Origin of the sequence: Shewanella sp. NKUCC06_TVS, from assembly GCF_019345515.1 — a bacterium.
Lineage (GTDB): Bacteria > Pseudomonadota > Gammaproteobacteria > Enterobacterales > Shewanellaceae > Shewanella > Shewanella oncorhynchi.
The window spans coordinates 330,575-349,966 of the sequence record NZ_JAHKQX010000001.1; the positions used below are offsets into that span (position 1 = coordinate 330,575).

Genomic DNA, 19,392 nt, shown 5'->3' on the forward strand with positions numbered 1-19,392 from the left:
ACAAGATGGTAAATTGCGCGCTGATGACGTTAGTTTTGTTAGGCGCGCCGTTAGTGGCACATGCTGAGAAAATTGCCGTAGTGGATATGGGCGCTGTGTTTGAACAGCTCCCACAACGTGAACAGATCTCCCAATCTCTGAAGAAAGAGTTTGGTGATCGCGTAGCTGATGTCCAAAAAATGCAAGAAGAAATGCGTTCTCTGATGGAGAAGCAGCAACGTGACGGTGCGTTAATGAACGATGCACAAAAAACAGAGCTGGTTCGTAAAATGGAATCGCTAAAATCTGAATATCAGTTAAAAGGCAAAGCATTGGATGAAGACCTACGTCGTCGCCAAGGTGAAGAGCAAAATAAACTGTTAGTTAAAGTGCAAAAAGCCATCAACACTATCGCTGAAAAAGACCAATATGATTTGGTATTACAACGTGGTGCTGTCATTTATGTTAAGCCTAACGCTGACATCAGTGGCAAAGTGGTTGAAGCCTTAAGCAAAGGCAAGTAATAGATGAATAGTGTGACTTTAAAAGAGCTATGCCTGTTATTAGACGGTGATATCCAAGGCGACGAAACGCTAATTATTAATAGTGTGGCGACCTTAGAAAATGCCAAGGCGGGTCAGATCTCTTTTTTAGCCAACAGTAAATACCGCTCTCAGCTTGAGGCAACTCAAGCGAGTGCGGTGTTATTGTCAGCTAAAGATGCGCAGGATTATCAAGGTACTGCGTTAATTGTAAAAGATCCATATGTCGGTTTTGCTCGTGTTGCTCAGTATTTGGACACTACACCCAAAGCGGCGGTGGGTATCCATCCTTCGGCACAAATTGATCCTTCAGCCCATTTAGGGGAAGGTGTCGCTATTGGCGCGAATGCTGTGATTGGTGCGAACGTCATTTTAGGTGAAAATGTGCAGATTGGTGCCGGTGTTGTGCTGGGACAAGATGTGGTTATTGGCTCAAAAACACGTTTGTGGGCTAATGTCACCGTCTATCACGATGTGCATTTAGGACAGGATTGTATTATCCATTCGGGTGCCGTATTAGGCTCAGATGGTTTTGGTTATGCTAACGAACGTGGTCAGTGGATTAAAATTCCGCAGACAGGTGGCGTGCGTATTGGCGATCGGGTTGAGATTGGTGCTAATTCAACTGTAGATCGTGGGGCATTAGGCCATACAGAGATCCACGATGGTGTGATTATTGATAACCAAGTGCAAATTGCCCATAACGATATAATCGGCGAAAATACTGCTATTGCAGGCAGTACTACTGTTGCTGGCAGTGTCACTATTGGTAAATATTGTATTATTGGCGGTAGCTGTGCCATCGCAGGTCATTTGAGCATTGCCGATGGTGTGCATGTGTCTGGTGCTACCAATATCACCACTAATATGCGTGAGCCTGGCTTATACTCTTCTGCCACCGTGGCAATGGACAATAAACTTTGGCGTAAAAATACAGTTCGTTTCCGTCAGTTAGATGAACTGTTCCAGCGTGTTAAAACGTTGGAAAAAAATTTAAAAACACCAGATTAATTGCCCCAAGGCAATTTGAGGAACTCGGTTCGTGTCTAATCAAATGAACACTATGGATATTAAAGAAATACTTAAATATCTACCCCATAGATATCCATTCCTATTGATCGATCGTGTGCTTGATTACACTCCTGGTGTTAGTCTGCAGGCGATCAAAAACGTTTCAATAAATGAGCCATTTTTTCAGGGACATTTCCCGATACAACCTGTGATGCCAGGTGTGCTTATTTTAGAAGCGATGGCACAGGCAACTGGCCTGTTAGCCTTTAAAACGATGAGTAGTGATGTACCACCACCAGGTGTGTTGTATTACTTTGCTGGTATTGATAATGCGCGTTTTAGACGTGTGGTTGAGCCAGGAGATCAAATTCATTTTGATGTCAAAATGATTAAAGAGCGCCGCGGGATTGGCGTTTTCTACGGTGAGGCCAAAGTGGATGGTGAAGTGGTTTGTTCCGCTGAAATCATGTGTGCCCGCAGAGAGATTAGTCAGTGATAGATACATTAGCGTTTGTGCATCCCGATGCAAAAATTGGCAATAACGTCACTATTGGCCCTTGGACCTATATCGGTGCGGGCGTCGAAATTGGTGATGATTGTTGGTTGAGTTCCCATGTGGTGGTCAAAGGTCCAACGATTATCGGCAAAGGGAATCGTATTTTTCAATTCGCCTCCGTTGGTGAAGAATGCCAAGACAAAAAGTACGCTGGTGAGCCGACACGACTGATCATTGGCGACAATAACGTCATCCGTGAAAACGTGACCATTCACCGCGGTACGGTTCAAGATAACAGTGAAACCCGTATTGGGTCGAATAACCTGTTTATGAACTATGTGCATATCGCCCATGACTGTGTGGTCGGCGATAATGTCATCATGGCGAATAACGCATCTATTGCTGGTCACGTGCACGTCGGTGACTGGGCGATTTTAGGCGGTATGACAGGTGTGCATCAGTTTGTGCATATTGGTGCCCATGCATTTACTGCTGGTTGTTCTTTAGTACTGCAGGATGTGCCTCCCTTTGTGATGGCAGCGGGTCAACCGACGGTGCCTCGCGGCTTAAATAGTGAGGGTATGAAGCGTCGAGGTTTTTCTAAAGAAAGCCAGTTAGCCGTGCGTCGTGCTTATAAAACCTTATATCGTAGTAGTTTAACGGTAGAAGAAGTGATTGAAGCATTAGCTGAAGATGCGCAGAACGATGAGCAAGTCAAATTACTGCTTGAGTTTGTAAAGTCATCGAGTCGCGGCATTATTCGCTAACTTGATGACCACATGACAACAAAAGGGCATTTTTATGCCCTTTTGTATTATTGGTTTAAGCCTTTTTTGTGGTAGACGTAGTCGTTAAAAATGCGTTTATTCATCAATGCATTCGACCATAAATGAGCTTAGTCATTAATTGAATCATTAACTTAACATAAGTGTAGGCTTGGAACGATGTATTTTAGGTGCGGTTTACCTCTTCATCCAATGCCATTAATTCATGAGACGTGATTGGTTTATGAGCAATAAAACTCCATTAGTGTTTGCCATGGTTGCCGGAGAACTCTCAGGCGATATTTTAGGTGCAGGTTTAATGGCTGCGCTGCAAAAGACCCATCCCGATGCGCGCTTTGTCGGTATCGGTGGACCCCGCATGGAAGCCCTAGGCTTCAAATCCCTGTTTGCGATGGAAGAACTCGCAGTGATGGGAATTGTTGAAGTGTTATCCCGTCTACCTCGCTTATTAAAAGTGCGGTCATCCTTGATTAAAGAGATCACCGCGCTTAAGCCCGATTGTTTTATTGGCATAGATGCACCGGATTTTAATATAGGCCTCGAGCTTAAACTTAAAGCGCGCGGTATTAAAACCGTCCATTATGTGAGCCCATCCGTGTGGGCATGGCGCCCAAAACGTATATTCAAAATCGCGAAGGCGACCCATATGGTGTTGTCGCTATTGCCTTTTGAGAAAGCTTTTTATGACAAGCATCAAGTACCTTGCACCTTTGTGGGTCATACCTTAGCGGATGATATTCCGTTGCGAAGTGATAAAGCGGCGGCACGCCAGTTACTCGAACTCGATGCCGATGCAGAATATTTAGCGATTCTACCTGGATCCCGTGGTGGCGAGTTAAAGCAACTGGCTGAGCCTTTCGTGAAGGCGGCTTTACTGATTAAACAGAACTTCCCTGATATACGTTTTGTGACGCCACTGGTAAATCAAAAGCGCCGTGAGCAATTTGAGCAAGCGTTGAAGGATTTTGCACCCGATCTCGAAATTCATATGGTCGAAGGCCAGTCGCGCGAAGTCATGGCGGCTGCCGATGGCATTTTATTAGCATCTGGTACCGCGACGTTAGAAGCCATGTTGGTCAAGCGTCCAATGGTGGTGGCTTATCGTGTTAGCCCTATGACCTATTGGATTGCTAAGCGCATGATGCAGGTCGAGTGTTTCTCGTTACCGAATCTACTGGCTGGAAAAGATCTCGTCCCTGAGCTCATTCAAGAAGATTGCACGCCAGAGAAAATAGCTGCGGCGGTCACAGTCGAGTTAAATCGAGATTTTACGCCGCTCAAAGCTGAGTTTGATGCCCTGCACCAAGTGTTACGCCGTGATGCGAGCTTAAAAGCCGCTGAAGCGGTAATGGCACTGGTTGAGTCTAAACCAAGTCATGCTAAAACGCAGGAGGCTAACTAGTGGCAACTTTTAAAAGTTTAACCGACGCCGATTTGCTGACCTTTTCGACGGGTTTGATTGCTGGTGTGGATGAAGTCGGCCGTGGGCCTTTAGTTGGTGATGTGGTGACTGCGGCTGTGATTTTAGATCCAAACAAGCCCATCAGTGGTCTGAATGATTCCAAGAAACTCAGTGAGAAGCGTCGCGAAGCTTTGTTTGATGAGATTTGTGAAAAAGCCCTGTGTTATCACGTGGGCCGCGCAAGTCCTGCTGAAATCGATACGCTTAATATCTTGCATGCCACTATGTTGGCAATGCAGCGCGCGGTTGCAGGGCTTAAGATTGCGCCTGCGTTGGTGTTAGTCGATGGCAATCGCAGTCCGGCATTTGTTGCCCATAATGGCGTCTCGCTTACCAGTCACAGCATCATTAAAGGTGATGGTTTAATTGCCAGTATTAGTGCCGCATCGATTATCGCCAAAGTGACGCGTGATCGTGAGATGGATGTGCTCGATGCTGCTTATCCGCAATACGGTTTTGCTAAGCATAAGGGCTATCCGACTAAGGCGCATTTTGAGGCCATCGCCGAACATGGGGTGTTTGACCAATATCGTAAAAGTTTTAAACCCGTCAAGGCATTACTGGGACTGTAAGCTGTGCTCCCAAGCTACCTGAAGATACGAGTTTCAGGTTGTTTGGGTATAAGTTCCCGTTATCCAGCAAAGTCACTGGCTCTGGCTGCGTGACTTTGTTAGTCTGCTTTCTAGTTATTGTTAACCTGCTATTCAAAGATAATCCTAATTATGTCCGATCCTCGTTTTGTGCATCTTCGTGTCCACAGTGACTTCTCTATGACCGATGGCGTGGCTAAGGTCAAGCCTATTTTGGCGCAGGTGGAAGCGCAGGGAATGGCCGCGGTCGCCTTGACTGACCAAAATAACTTTTGTGGTTTGGTGAAGTTTTACAGTGGTTGCCATGGTGCGGGGATCAAGCCGATTATTGGTGCCGATTTTTGGATGCAAGTGCCCGGATTTGAAGGCGAATTATGCGCCTTAACCATCATTGCGATGAACAATGTCGGTTATCAGAATCTGACTCAAATCATCAGTCAAGCCTATTTGCGTGGCCAAGTGGCCGGCCGTGTAGTGATAGACCAAGAGTGGTTACTCACTTATAACGAAGGCATTTTGCTGTTATCGGGCGCCAAAGAAGGCGATCTGGGTAAGGCACTGCTCAAGGGCAATGGCACACAAGTCGAATCTTTATGCGACTTTTATCAGACCCATTTCACTGACCGTTATTTCCTCGAACTTATCCGCACAGGTCGACCCGATGAAGAGCGTTATCTGCATATGGCTGTGGCCTTAGCGCAGGAGAAGGGCATCCCTGTGGTGGCTACTAATCAGGTGGTGTTTCTTAAACCCGAAGATTTTGATGCCCACGAAATTCGGGTGGCAATTCACGATGGCTTTACCCTTGCCGATCCTCGCCGACCTAAAAAATACAGTGAACAGCAGTATTTGCGTAGCGAAGAGGAAATGTGTGAACTATTCGCCGACATTCCTGCGGCGTTGTCGAACAGTGTCGAAATCGCTAAACGCTGTAATGTCACGATTCGTTTATACGAATATTTCCTGCCTAATTTCCCGACGGGCGATATGTCCATTGAAGACTTTCTGGTCGACTGTTCGAAGAAGGGTCTTGAAGAGCGGCTCGAGTTTTTGTTCCCTGATCCTGAGGTGCGCGCCGAGAAACGCGGCGAATACGATGAGCGCCTCGACATTGAACTTAAAGTGATCAACCAGATGGGGTTCCCCGGTTACTTCTTGATCGTGATGGAGTTCATCCAATGGGGTAAAGATAACGGTATTCCAGTAGGGCCTGGTCGTGGCTCGGGCGCGGGTTCACTCGTGGCCTATGCGCTTAAGATTACCGACTTAGACCCATTGGAATTTGACTTACTGTTCGAGCGATTCCTCAACCCTGAGCGGGTTTCTATGCCCGACTTTGACGTCGACTTTTGCATGGATAGACGTGATGAAGTGATCGACCATGTGGCCGAATTGTACGGCCGCGAAGCGGTATCGCAAATCATCACCTTCGGAACGATGGCGGCAAAAGCGGTTATTCGTGACGTTGGCCGTGTGCTGGGTCATCCCTATGGCTTCGTTGACCGAATTTCTAAACTCATTCCACCAGAACCTGGGATGACGCTGGCGAAGGCTTTTGAGGTCGAGCCAGCCCTGCAAGAATCCTATGATGCCGATGAAGACGTAAAAGATCTGATCGACATGTGTCGCAAGCTCGAAGGTGTGACGCGTAACGCGGGTAAACACGCGGGTGGTGTGGTGATTGCACCAACAAAAATTACCGATTTTGCGCCACTCTATTGCGATGCTGAAGGTAAAAACCCAGTAACGCAATTCGATAAAAACGACGTTGAAACCGCAGGTTTAGTTAAATTCGACTTTTTGGGTTTACGCACTTTGACCATTATCGACTGGGCACTGGAAATGGTGAACAAGGTCGAGGTCAAAAACGGTCGCCCACCTGTGCGTATCGAAGCGATTCCGTTAACGGATGCGGCATCTTTCCGCTTGTTGCAAAAATATGAAACCACGGCGGTATTCCAGTTGGAATCCCGTGGTATGAAGGATTTGATTAAGCGTCTGCAGCCCGACTGTTTTGAAGACATGATCGCACTGGTGGCATTGTTCCGCCCTGGGCCTTTGCAATCGGGCATGGTAGATAACTTCATCGAGCGTAAGCATGGGCGCGAGGAAGTATCGTATCCCGATTCTCAGTACCAGCATGAATCACTAAAAGAACTGCTATCACCGACCTACGGCATTATTCTGTATCAAGAGCAAGTGATGCAGATTGCACAGGTGTTGTCGGGTTACACCCTTGGCGGCGCCGACATGTTGCGCCGTGCTATGGGTAAGAAAAAGCCCGAAGAGATGGCCAAGCAGCGCAGTATCTTTAAAGAGGGCGCAATCAATAACGGCGTCGACGGCGACTTGTCGATGAAGATCTTCGACTTAGTGGAAAAGTTCGCCGGCTACGGTTTTAACAAATCTCACTCAGCCGCCTATGCGCTTGTGTCTTATCAGACCTTATGGCTAAAAACCCATTATCCTTCGCAGTTTATGGCGGCGGTAATGTCGGCTGATATGGACAACACAGATAAAATTGTGACTTTGGTCGATGAATGCGAGCGTATGGGATTACCGCTCATTCCTCCGGATGTGAACAAAGGCTTGTTCAAATTTACCGTCGATGATGATTTGCGCATCGTTTATGGCATTGGCGCCATTAAAGGCGTGGGTGAAGGTCCAGTTGAATCGATTTTAGAGGCCCGTAAAGATGGCCCCTTCGTGGATCTATTCGATTTCTGTGCCCGTATTGATTTGAAAAAGCTCAATAAGCGCGTGATTGAAAAGCTGATCTGCGCGGGCGCACTCGATACTCTAGGGCCGCATCGTGCGTCTATGATGGCAACCTTGCCCGAAGCGATTCGCGCTGCTGATCAACATGCCAAAGCCGAGGCGATTGGCCAACACGATATGTTTGGTTTGCTCAACAGTGAACCCGAAGACAGTAAGCAGCAGTTTGTCGAATGTACCCCATGGCCAGATAAAATTTGGCTCGAAGGCGAGCGCGAAACCTTAGGTTTGTATTTGACTGGTCATCCGATCAATCAATATTTAAAAGAGCTGAAGCATTACACGTCCGGTCGCTTGAAAGATGTGCATCCCACCGAACGCGGTAAAACTGCTAAGGCTGCGGGGTTAGTGGTGGCAACGCGAGTGATGCTGACCAAGCGCGGCTCGAAAATGGGCCTGTTGACACTCGATGATAAGAGCGCACGTCTTGAAATCATGTTGTTTACCGAAGCCTTTGAAAAATTTAATCATCTGCTGGAGAAAGACCGCATCCTCATTTGTGAAGGTGAGGTGAGTTACGATGATTTTGCCGGCGGCAACCGCATGACGGCGCGTAACATCATTGATATCAGTGAGGCGCGCAGCCACTTTGCCAAGGCGCTGGAAATTGATATGGATGGCAGCGAGTTAACGCCATCGGCGTTAGACACTTTCGAGCAAGCCCTAAGCCCGTGGCGTAACGGTGCTGTGCCTGTGGTGATCAATTACACTCAAGCTCAAGCCAAAGGTCAGTTTAGGTTAGCCGATGCTTGGCGAGTGAATCCGACCGATGATTTGATGCTCTCGCTCGAATCGCTGCTCGGGCCAAACAAGGTGCGAATTTTATTCTAATGTTGGTGAATGTCTTAGGTGCAAACAGATGAAGTTAACTTATGTCGGTTAAGCTTGACGAAGCGTCGACTGCTGGCGATCTCAGCGCGCATATCTGTGATTTTTTGGCTGCGCAATCCTTAGCGCCTGACAGCAAGTTAGTACTGGCTTACAGTGGTGGGGTTGATTCCGAAGTCTTGGCCTTTGGTTTAAGCCAGTTTGCACGGCAACATCCGGAGTTTAATTATCAGCTAGTGTATGTACACCATGGCCTAAGCGATAACGCTGAGGCTTGGGCACAGCATTGCCTTGAGCGGGGCCAGTATTACGACCTGCCCGTGACGGTTGAGCGAGTCGCGGTTAATCGTGGGCCAAGATTGAGCCTTGAAGCTGAAGCGCGCAAAGTGCGTTATCAGGCGATTGAGCGGCATTTAAGTGCCAATGATGTGTTGCTGACGGCTCACCATGAAGATGATCAGCTTGAGACTATCTTACTGGCGCTGAAACGTGGACAAGGACCAAAAGGATTGGCGGCCATGGGACAAGTTCAAGCATTAGCACAAGGCAAACAACTGCGGCCGTTATTGGATATCAGCCGTGAGCAAATTGAAGCCTACGCGAAACATCAAGGCTTAGTGCATATCGAAGATGAAAGTAATCAAGACGATAAGTACGATCGAAATTTTTTACGCTTAGAAATCATTCCCCGCTTAAAAGCGCGTTGGCCGAGTATTGCGACAACTGCGAGTCGCAGTGCGGCATTGTGCGCCGAACAACAGGCGACGCTGGATTTACTGGTGAGTGAACGTTTACCTTTATGGTTAACCCAAGCGCCTTACCATACTCAAAGTGTATTCAAGCTCGATGGTTTTGCCGAACAGTCAGCCGACTGGCAAGCGTTACTCTTGCGGGGTTTTATTGAATCCCAAGGGTTCGCCTTGCCCTCAAAGGTGCAGCTTAAGCAAATCATCACTCAGCTTCTTAACGCGAAAGACGATGCTAAAGTGCATATTCGAGTGGGTGAGTGTGAAATCCGTCGCTTTGCTAATCAAGTCTATTTATTCAAGTATCAAACTCACAAACGTCACACTCAGCCTGTGAGTTGGACATTGCCACAGCATGACTTTATTTCTTTATTACAGGGAGATAGTACCGAATTAGTCGTGTCGCCTGCGGGCTTAGCGAATGGTGAGCAGATTAGGCTGATAGTGATAAAACAAGGTCCCAGAGTCCGTTTACCTTGGCCTGATGAAGTGGTCAGTGTGCGTTATCAACTTGCGGGGCAATTTCGCTGCCACCCGCATTCTCGGGGTAAGGGGCGAGAATTAAAGAAACTGTGGCAAGAGTTTGCCATTCCGCCTTGGGTACGCGAAAAGGTGGGGTTTGTGTTTTATGGCGAGCAACTGGTGATGGCAATTGGACTGTGGGTTGAAAAGGGCTTTATTGTTGAGTCGAATGGACTTGGTTTACAGGTGTTTGTTGAGGAAGCAAAGGAATTCTAGTCGAGAGTTAATCTTGGAATATTGGTGTGTTCTAGGAAAGCGAGAGGAGAGTGGAACGCAGCGCGTCAGTTTGATTTAGACCTTTATGGGGTACGCGCTGCGAGTGAGTTATCGCATTTCATTTGGCATCCCTGCGCGTGTTAAACTAATTGATTTTGGCTGAGTTTATAGCAGTTACGTCCGGCTGCTTTGGCTTGATAAAGTGCCTTATCGGCAAGTTCATAAAGTTGTTCGGCTTCAATGGTATCGTGTGATTCTGCCGCCCCTAAACTACAGCTCACCCCAAATTGATTGAAACTACTGTGCTGATTAATTACCGAGACAATCCGTTCACATAACAAGCCAGCCGCATGAATATTGCCTTGGACAATAATGACGAATTCATCACCACCAATCCGGAAGGCTTGATCTGTATTGCGTATGGTTGCACGAATGATGTCACCAAATTCCTTCAGAATATAGTCACCACATTTATGGCCGAATTTATCATTAAGTTGTTTAAAGTTATCAAGATCGAGCACTATGAGAGCGACGGCTCCTTGTTTTCGATGGGCTCTGGCGGTCGCATTACTGAGACTCTGACTGTAATAATGGCGATTGCCTAAGCCAGTGAGCGAGTCAAACATAGCTTGCATCGACATTTCTTGATATTGCAACGCATTTAATAAAGGTTGCAATAACAGCGGTTCAATATCCTGTAAGTTTGAGGTTTGTGATGGCGTAAATGGCGTCACCAGTTGGTACTGAATCGTTAATGGCATTCCTGCACACATGAGCTGTCGTTTGACGCTGATACCATAACGTTTGCCCCAGCTGAATTTGTGCTCGCCATAGGTTAAGCGCACGCCTTGGATCGGCAAGTGTTGTCCCAGCACTTTGCCATAGCAGGCAAAGACTGTCCTAGGATCTAAACTGGCATGCAGTTGTTGGATCACTTGTATCAAGTCCAATGGATTATCATTGGGACTATAATGTTCTGTTTGATAGCGATATTCGTCGGGATACAGCTCGGTCGCTAGGCCAAAGTCCATAATCATCACTCCAGCAAATGTTAGTGCGATACATCTCTAACCTAGTCTAAGCAAATACCGTGCCGCAATATTTGTTAATAAAATTTGTCTTTGTTAGTCATTCAGTTAAGCTTAAAACTGAGAGTTAGATTTTTTGACACGTCAGCATTTTGACAGGAGTCATAGCCCCAATGGAACATAGCTTTTTAATCCAAGTATTACTTATGCTCGTGATTGCCATTGTGGCCATTGCTGTGCTGCGTCGTTTGGGCCTACCCGCAATTCTGGCTTATTTACTCACAGGGGTTGTGAGTGGCCCGAGTGGTTTTCATTGGTTTACCCAGCATCAAATGCAATCTGTCGCCGAGCTTGGCGTTGTGCTGCTGATGTTTACCTTAGGCTTAGAGTTCTCTGTGCCGCGGCTGTGGGCCATGCGCCGGACTGTATTTGGCTTAGGCAGTGCGCAGATGGTGATCACGACCCTGTTGACCATGGGCATGGCCCTATTGTGCGGCCTGAATTGGGTTGAAGCCTTGGTTATCGGTGCTGCCATCGCGTTGTCATCTACTGCTATTGTCCTCAAATTACTCAATGAACAGGGATGGCTGAGGCGCCGCCACGGCGAACTCTCCGTCAGCGTGCTTTTGTTCCAAGATTTAGCGGTTGTGCCGTTGTTGATCCTATTGCCATTACTGGCCAATGGCGGCGAACCTTTGATGGTCGCGGACATCGCCTTTGCCTTGCTCAAAGGCATATTGGCCTTTTTCCTCTTAATGGCGTTTGGTAAGTGGGCGTTGCCGCGGATATTTGATGAGGTTGCGCGTTCTCGCTCCAATGAGCTGTTTGTATTATCGACCTTAGTCGTTGCGCTTGTCACAGGGGCTTTTACTCAGTGGCTAGGATTATCTATGGCGCTGGGGGCATTTATGGCGGGTATGCTGCTGGGAGAAAGCCAGTATCGCCGCCAACTTGAGGCGGATATACGACCGTTTCGTGATCTATTGATGGGGCTGTTTTTCATCTCCATTGGCATGATGCTGGACTTTACCTTAGTGATACGTTTCTGGTGGCAGATACTGCTGATCTTAGTGGCTGTTGTGCTAGGTAAGGCGCTGATCATTCATGGCATTTTAAGATTAGTAGGTGAGCCTTTTCGAATTGCGATGAGTACGGCTATGAGCTTAGCTCAAGTGGGGGAGTTCAGTTTTGTGGTATTGGCTTTAGCGGTCAACTATCAACTTTTAAATAATGAGATCAGTACCATATTAGTCATGGTCGCCGTGCTTTCCATGGCAATAGCTCCTTGGTTAGTTCGTCATAGTGTGGATATTGCTAAGTGGGCGCTGGGGATCCGTCAGGCAAAGCATGTGGATGAAGCTGTGCCATTGATGATGGATGATCATGAGCTGGTGATGATTTTTGGTTACGGCCGAGTAGGACAAACCATTGCCCGTTTTTTAAAAACTGAAGCTGTACCCTATCTGGTATTGGATCTCGATCCAACGCGCGTCACTGAAGCGCGTCGTGCGGGCGAACCTATTTATTTCGGTGATGTGTGTAAACGGGCAATTTTAAAACAAATGGGCGTTAAACAGGCCAAGATGATCGTTATCACTTTTTGTGAGTCACGTAGTTTAGAAGAAGTCTTACCTTTATGTAAGTTATTGGCACCAGAGGCTAAAATTTTAGTTAGAACCAAAGACGACAGCGATCTAGACTTGCTTAAAAAGGCGGGAGCTAATCAAGTGATCCCTGAGTCTTTAGAGGGGAGCTTGATGTTAGTATCGCAGGTACTACACCAATGTGGTGTGCCATTGGCACGGATCCTAAAACGGCTAGAATCTGAGCGGCGCAATCATTATCAATTTTTACACGGCTTCTTTTCCGGCACAGAAACTGATTTTACTTTAGAGTCATTGCATGCGGTGGCATTACCGCGTGGGGCTGATGCGATTGGTAAAACCGTTGCCGATATCTTGTGGGAAACATTGAAAGTAGAGTTAAGGGCGATTCGTCGCAATGGCGCCGAAGTGGAACATCCTGAGCAGGACTGGGTTTTTCGTGCAGGGGATATCTTACTGATAGTGGGTAAACCACGACGACTTGAGAAAGCTGAGGCTAAGCTCTTACATGGCTAAAGGCCTGAGGTTCACTCTTTTGAGATGGATGAAAATGCAGATATAAAAATGCCGACATAGTGTCGGCATTTTTGTCTGGAACTTGTTAACTTAAATTAGACAAAGTCTAATTACAGAATAACTACGTTCGCAGCTTGAGGACCTTTTTGGCCTTGTTCGATGTCAAAAGAAACCTTTTGACCTTCAGCAAGAGTTTTAAAGCCTTCTGAAACGATTGCGCGGAAATGAACGAATGCGTCAGCGCCACCATTGTCAGGAGAAATAAAACCAAAACCTTTATCTTCGTTAAACCATTTAACTACACCAGTAGTTTTAGACATGAATGTCTCCAAAATTTTCAAACAAATAATTCGCAATTATGCGGTATGTTAGCCAGAAATAGAATTATTTACATTGATGATAAGTTATGAGTGGAAAGCTTCATGACAGCAAAAAAAATATTACAGGCGTAGCGAAGGTTTTCAAATACATAATATTGCTTATAAATAGGTCTGAATCACAGGCCGGAGTGCAGATTAACATACTCTAGGGGTTTGTATAGTTTTATTTTTAAATACCTCTCATATTGAAACTGCTTTTTTGCGACTTATTGAGTGCGGAATTAGATATAACTATTAATATTCAACTATTTAGATTTTGTTTTTGATTGTTATCTAGTGTGAAAGTTTTTTTATGTTTGCCATGACTGACTTGCGATTAACCTTTCAATCCGTTCCATTAGGTTTAAATGCGGCTTGTATGCTTAGGTAAGGATTCTGTCATGATTCGTTACGTTATTGAATTGTTACTTATTTGTGGTTAATGGTATTCTCGTCATCCAATAAAAACGTGCTTGAGCTATGGATTCAGGGCGATAACTTTAGATTGAATATAATTAAGAATGGAGAATGACGTTGAAAACAGTACTAAAACGGATTGGACTTGGCAGCTTAGTCTTAGTGCTGTTATTAGTGGCGCTGGCCGTCCATGAATGGTTTGCGAAAAAGCCGTTTTTCTTTCGCGCATTTCTAGACCACAGTGTGGTCAAGATGGCTTTCGAAAGCCCTGAGACCTTAACCTCATTGGGATTCTTGGAATCGGTAGGGATTACAGGCCATAACGCAGAGTTGGATGACGATAGTCCTGAGGCGATGGATAAGACTTTCGCGCAAGTGCGAGATCTGCGTGAAACCCTATTGAGCTATTCCGATGCGGATTTAGATGAAAATCAACGTATCTCCAAGGATATCGCCCTATATCTTGCCGATTTTGCGCTGATCTCTGAGCCGTATCGTTACCATAACTATCCGCTGAATCAGTTGTTTGGCGTGCAAAACGGTTATCCCAGCTTTATGCAGGCGCAGCACCAAGTGCATTCTGTGGGCGATGCTGAAAACTATCTGTCGCGTTTACAAAAAGTGAAACTTAAGTTTGCGCAAACTCTCGAAGGCTTAAAAATTCGTGAGGCTAAGGGGATTATCCCGCCAAAGTTTGTGATTGAGCGTGTTCTGACCGAGATGAATGAGTTTGTCGCGACGCCGATTCAAGACAATATTCTCTACAGTTCCTTCAAAACTAAATTGGCTGACACGGATATCAGTGCCGATGAGCAAGCACGGTTATTGGCAGCGGTGGAAGCGGACATTAAAGGTTACGTGCATCCAGCGTATCAATTATTTATCGACTACCTTACCCAGCTACAAGCCAAAGCTGGGACGGATGATGGTTATTGGGCGCTGCCAAATGGCAACCTTGCCTATGAGCAATTGCTGAAGTTCTTTACGACCACTAATTACACTGCGGACGAAATCCATGCCAAAGGGCTCGCTGAAGTAGATCGCATTCAAAATGAAATCATGACTATCTTAGCCGCTGAAGGTTACGATATAAGCCAAGGTTTCTCGGTCGCGATTGAAGCATTAGCCGCCGATCCTAAGTTTTACTACGAGGATAGCGATGCGGGTAGGGCGCAAATCCTCGTTGATTATCAAGCGATTCTTGATGAAGTGAATGCGGGACTCGGTGATGCCTTCCGTATTCGACCCGAAGCGGGCATGGAAGTGGTGCGTATTCCTGAGTTTAAAGAGAAAACGGCACCGGGTGCCTATTATCAGCAGCCCGCGATTGACGGTAGTCGTCCAGGGCGTTTCTATGCCAATTTATATGACATCAAGGCCACGCCTAAATACGGTATGCGCACTTTAGCCTACCACGAGGGGATCCCTGGGCATCATTTCCAAATTGCAGTGGCGATGGAGTTAGAAGGTATGCCACTTATTCGTAAGATGGCGCCTTTTACGGCGTACATTGAAGGTTGGGCTTTATATAGTGAACGTTTGGCGTGGGAGCTTGGTTTTCAAAAGGATCCCTTTGATAATATAGGTCGTTTGCAGGCTGAGTTGTTCCGCGCTGTGCGTCTAGTGGTAGATACGGGTATTCACCATAGCCGTTGGACTCGCGAGCAAGCGATTGACTATATGAAGAAAAATACTGGCATGTCCGATCGTGATGTCACGGCTGAGATTGAGCGTTATATCGTTATGCCAGGCCAAGCGACGGCCTATAAAGTCGGCATGATGAAAATTCTCGAACTGCGCGAAAAAGCCAAGTTGGCCTTAGGTGATAAGTTCGATCTCAGGGATTTCCACGATGTAGTTCTGAAGAATGGTGCAGTTCCTTTGGATATCTTAGAAACATTAGTCGATCGCTACATTGTTGATAAAAAAAGTGCTGATACAAAAAATGCTGAGGCCAAAGCCACAGACGCTAAAGCGCAAGTTTAGCATTTGGTTGTAGTGGTTAACGCTAAGCAATTGATAATAAGTAATTATTTATCAATTACTTTACTCTTGGTAAAGCTCATACCCTGTCTGCGAATAAGTGTGTTCTCTTATCTTGCAGGCAGGGTGGGTTTATCGATAGAGGCTATCATTCTGGCTTTCGGCCAAGGCTTTCAATACAATCCCACACAACTTATTGATAAATGTCGCGCGGCAATGGCTTGCTATTGCTCGGAGTTGATATTTTTAGTTTCAAGGTTTTTACATGAATCGCTTGTCCCCCCAAGATCCTATCCAATTGACTCGAACCACGATTGAGTCATTATTCACGCCGCCAACCTTAATGCGTGCCCGTGATTATGTGATGAAAGGACGGGTGTTGAGCGCCAAAGCGAACGCCGATTTTCGTCATATTGAAGGTCGTGTCATGGGGACGGAATCCCAGCCCTATCGGCAGGATATTCGCCTTGTCAGCATGAACCATAAGTTGATCATGAATGGCTTCTGTTCATGTCCCGCCACTGGGCATTGCAAACATATTGCTGCCGTACTTTACAGTTTACTGAGTGATAGAACCGTTGAAGATCAACGTATTGCTCAGTGGTTACATCTGCTAGACGAAAGTGATGATCTCACGGTTTCAAATGTTGATTTACTCTACGACGATCGCGTGCTGTACGTGTTATCTAAAGATGATAACGGTGTCTTTCTTGAGCTAAGAAAAGGCAAGTTGGCGAAGAATGGTGGCTATAACAAAGGCTCGAAAATCGCTTTATCCGACGTGCAATATTACATGCCTGCTTGGATTGGTGCTGAAGACGTGCTCATCATCAATCTCATCATGTCTACCCGTCGCCACGGTGCCTCGCGTCTGTATCTTAAAGCTCAGTTAGGTGCCATGGCACTGGAAAAAATGCTCGTCACTGGGCGGTGTTTTTGGGAGGAGAGCCGTTTACCGCTCACCCGAGGTGAAGCGAGCAAGCCTGAATTCATTTGGCTAGATAAGGATGCCGAGCATAAACAAATGCAGTTAATGCTGCCCAATAAAGACAATTGGGAGCTTATCCCCTGTGAGCCACCGACTTATATTGATTTAGATTATTTTAAAGTGGGCGCATTAGACACAGAGATCAGTGTTGAAAAGCTGTTATTACTCAGTCAGATGCCGCCAGTGCCTAGCTCTCAGATTGAACTGGTGAGCCACAAACTGATTAAGCATTTTTCGGCGAAAACGGTACCTACGCCTGCTTTGATTGATTTTGTCGAGCTGCAAGTGCCGCTTCAAGTTAGGTTGACCTTAACCTCGCAGGATTTACCTGAGTTTGCTATGGCGCAGCCATTAGTGCTGCTGGAATTTGTCTATCAAGATGTGGTGCTCGGCGGCCAATATCCCGACGAGCCCTTGTCCTTAGTCACCCATCAAGGCAAAACCTATCAAATCGCGCGTCAACTCGATGCGGAAATGGATGCGATTAATCGTTTGATGGCATTGGAACTGGTGGAGCTTGCGCCTTCTTTTATCCCTAACAGTGGCAGCTATGTCAGCATTTGGGGGTTAGGTTCACTGCCTGAAACGATTGATGCTTGGTTGCACTTTATTCAACAGGAAATCCCGGCGCTAGAGGCTTTAGGTCACCAAGTGCATTTTGCCGACAATTTCAGCTTAAATGTCATTGATACTCCGCTGGCGATTGAGCTGGATGATACGCAAGAGGGTTGGTTTTCTCTGTCACTGAATGCTGACATTGATGGTCAAATAGTGCCTATGTTGCCTTTAATTGCCACTTGGCTTAAGCAGTACGGTGAGCCCGCCGATGATGCAGAACTGCTGTTACCAAGCCCAAATGGTGATTGGTTAAAAGTCAAAGCCAGCGTGATTAAGCCGCTGATCAGCATTATTTTAGAACTGTTCGATAGCCACAAAGGCAACAGCGTGTCTTTGCCTAAATACCGTGCCCACCTATTAAATGATTTTGCCGACAGTGATATTCGTTTGCTTAATGGTGAACGAGTGCGCAGTTTAGCGACTAAGCTCGAAAATTTTAACGGTGTGTTAGAGGTCACAGTCCCAGACAACTTAAATGCTGAGTTACGCCAGTATCAACAGCAAGGCTTAAATTGGCTCTGTTTCTTAAAGGAATATCAGCTTGGCGGTATTTTGGCCGATGATATGGGGCTGGGTAAAACCATTCAAACCTTGGCTTTTTTACTTAAGCAGCAAGAACTAAAATCCACGGTGGCAAGTTGTTCACCGAGTTTAATTATTTGCCCAACGAGCTTGGTGGGTAATTGGGCGAAAGAAGCCGCGAAATTTGCGCCTTCGTTAAAGCTTGTCGTCATTCATGGCGCCTTGCGCAAGCCTTTGCTCGAACGCTTAAATGAGTTTGATATTGTGGTGACGACCTATCCGCTGATTGTGCGCGACAGTGACTATTATCAACGGCAGGTGTTTGAACATATCGTGCTGGATGAAGCGCAGCAGATAAAAAATGCGCAGGCGAAAGTGACTCAAGTGATTAAAGATCTTAAAGCGCCGTTTAGATTGTGCCTGTCGGGTACGCCGCTTGAAAATCACTTAGGCGAACTTAAGTCCTTGATGGATTTTAGTTTGCCAGGATTACTCGGCACGAATGCCTTCTTTAACAAATCCTTTAGGCACAAAATCGAACGTTATGGCGATATGGAGCAAGCGCAAATCTTGAGTCAGCGGATTGCGCCTTTTGTGTTGCGTCGAACCAAAGATGAAGTGGTCGGTGAATTACCCCCTAAAACCGAAATCTCCCAGAGTTTAGAGTTAGAAAAAGATCAGCGTAATCTCTACGAGAGTATTCGACTGGTGATGGAGAAAAAACTGCGGGATTTATTTGCCACTCAAGGCGTTGGTAGCAGTCATATCGAGTTTCTCGATGCCTTACTTAAGCTACGCCAAGCCTGCTGCGATCCGCGCTTGGTGAAGTTAGAGCAAGCGCAGAAAGTGAAGAATAATGCTAAGTTAGACTGGCTGAAGCAGAACTTACCAGAAATGGTGCAAGAGGGACGTAAGATATTGATTTTCAGCCAGTTCACTAGCATGCTCAGCTTGATTGAAGCTGAGCTGGTGGACCTGGGGCTCGATTACAGTAAACTCACAGGACAAACTCGCCTGCGCCAAGCGCAGATAGATAAGTTCCAAGAGGGCGATACGCCTGTGTTCTTAATCAGCTTAAAAGCGGGCGGCACTGGGCTCAATCTCACCGCGGCGGATACTGTGATCCACTATGATCCCTGGTGGAATCCGGCGGCGGAAAAACAGGCTACGGATAGAGCCCATCGTATCGGCCAAGATAAGCCCGTGTTTGTCTATAAGCTGATTGCAGAAGGTACAGTCGAAGAAAAAATCCAAGAAATGCAGCAGCATAAGCAAAGTCTGGCGGACAGTATTCTCGAAGGTAAAGGCAAGGGCACATGGCAAGGAAGCGCCGATGAACTGTTATCGCTCTTTAGCTAAATCGTGGCCAGTTTTTCTAAATTGATTGAATCATTTGACTGAGGTG

General features: G+C 46.4%; 13 protein-coding genes. 11 read left to right on the forward strand and 2 right to left on the reverse strand.

Annotated features, from left to right (window positions below):
* Nucleotides 1–5: 5 nt before the first annotated feature.
* From KO531_RS01310 to tilS, 8 genes are all read left to right on the forward strand, one after another.
* Nucleotides 6–503, forward strand: a complete 498-nt coding sequence (locus tag KO531_RS01310) for an OmpH family outer membrane protein (RefSeq protein WP_028760600.1) — start codon at nt 6–8, stop codon at nt 501–503.
* A 3-nt stretch (nt 504–506) separates the two neighbouring features.
* Nucleotides 507–1,532 carry a UDP-3-O-(3-hydroxymyristoyl)glucosamine N-acyltransferase gene (lpxD, locus tag KO531_RS01315; RefSeq protein WP_105249717.1) on the forward strand — a complete coding sequence of 342 codons (1,026 nt, stop codon included), beginning with the start codon at nt 507–509 and terminating at the stop codon, nt 1,530–1,532.
* 31 nt (nt 1,533–1,563) lie between these two features.
* Nucleotides 1,564–2,028, forward strand: a complete 465-nt coding sequence (fabZ, locus tag KO531_RS01320; RefSeq protein ID WP_006080990.1) for a 3-hydroxyacyl-ACP dehydratase FabZ — start codon at nt 1,564–1,566, stop codon at nt 2,026–2,028.
* On the forward strand, nt 2,025–2,795 hold the full coding sequence (gene lpxA / locus KO531_RS01325; RefSeq protein ID WP_219250181.1) for an acyl-ACP--UDP-N-acetylglucosamine O-acyltransferase: 771 nt from the start codon (nt 2,025–2,027) through the stop codon (nt 2,793–2,795). The genes fabZ and lpxA overlap by 4 nt, the downstream gene beginning before the upstream one ends.
* 241 nt (nt 2,796–3,036) lie before the next feature.
* Complete coding sequence (gene lpxB / locus KO531_RS01330; protein ID WP_219250182.1) at nt 3,037–4,215, forward strand: lipid-A-disaccharide synthase; 1,179 nt, start codon at nt 3,037–3,039, stop codon at nt 4,213–4,215.
* Nucleotides 4,215–4,847, forward strand: a complete 633-nt coding sequence (gene rnhB / locus KO531_RS01335; RefSeq protein WP_219250183.1) for a ribonuclease HII — start codon at nt 4,215–4,217, stop codon at nt 4,845–4,847. The genes lpxB and rnhB overlap by 1 nt, the downstream gene beginning before the upstream one ends.
* 150 nt (nt 4,848–4,997) lie before the next feature.
* Nucleotides 4,998–8,471 (forward strand): DNA polymerase III subunit alpha, encoded by a 3,474-nt coding sequence (gene dnaE, locus KO531_RS01340; RefSeq protein ID WP_028760595.1) that lies wholly within the window; start codon nt 4,998–5,000, stop codon nt 8,469–8,471.
* A 41-nt stretch (nt 8,472–8,512) separates the two neighbouring features.
* Nucleotides 8,513–9,952 (forward strand): tRNA lysidine(34) synthetase TilS, encoded by a 1,440-nt coding sequence (tilS, locus tag KO531_RS01345; RefSeq protein ID WP_219250184.1) that lies wholly within the window; start codon nt 8,513–8,515, stop codon nt 9,950–9,952.
* A 140-nt stretch (nt 9,953–10,092) separates the two neighbouring features.
* Here tilS and KO531_RS01350 read toward each other — a convergent pair whose 3' ends face one another.
* Nucleotides 10,093–10,983, reverse strand: a complete 891-nt coding sequence (locus KO531_RS01350) for a GGDEF domain-containing protein (protein ID WP_105249714.1) — start codon at nt 10,981–10,983, stop codon at nt 10,093–10,095.
* A gap of 170 nt (nt 10,984–11,153) precedes the next feature.
* On the opposite strand from KO531_RS01350, the gene KO531_RS01355 reads away from it, so the two are divergent.
* On the forward strand, nt 11,154–13,100 hold the full coding sequence (locus KO531_RS01355; protein ID WP_219250185.1) for a monovalent cation:proton antiporter family protein: 1,947 nt from the start codon (nt 11,154–11,156) through the stop codon (nt 13,098–13,100).
* Between the two features lie 110 nt (nt 13,101–13,210).
* On the opposite strand, the gene KO531_RS01360 is transcribed toward KO531_RS01355, so the two are convergent.
* The gene (locus KO531_RS01360; RefSeq protein WP_006080998.1) at nt 13,211–13,420 is read right to left on the reverse strand and encodes a cold-shock protein; all 210 of its coding nucleotides are present in this window, start codon (nt 13,418–13,420) and stop codon (nt 13,211–13,213) included.
* A gap of 567 nt (nt 13,421–13,987) precedes the next feature.
* On the opposite strand from KO531_RS01360, the gene KO531_RS01365 reads away from it, so the two are divergent.
* Together KO531_RS01365 and KO531_RS01370 are read left to right on the forward strand one after the other, a co-directional pair.
* Complete coding sequence (locus KO531_RS01365) at nt 13,988–15,862, forward strand: DUF885 domain-containing protein (protein ID WP_251068801.1); 1,875 nt, start codon at nt 13,988–13,990, stop codon at nt 15,860–15,862.
* Nucleotides 15,863–16,124: 262 nt separating this feature from the next.
* Nucleotides 16,125–19,346 carry a DEAD/DEAH box helicase gene (locus tag KO531_RS01370; protein WP_219250186.1) on the forward strand — a complete coding sequence of 1,074 codons (3,222 nt, stop codon included), beginning with the start codon at nt 16,125–16,127 and terminating at the stop codon, nt 19,344–19,346.
* Nucleotides 19,347–19,392 lie beyond the last annotated feature (46 nt).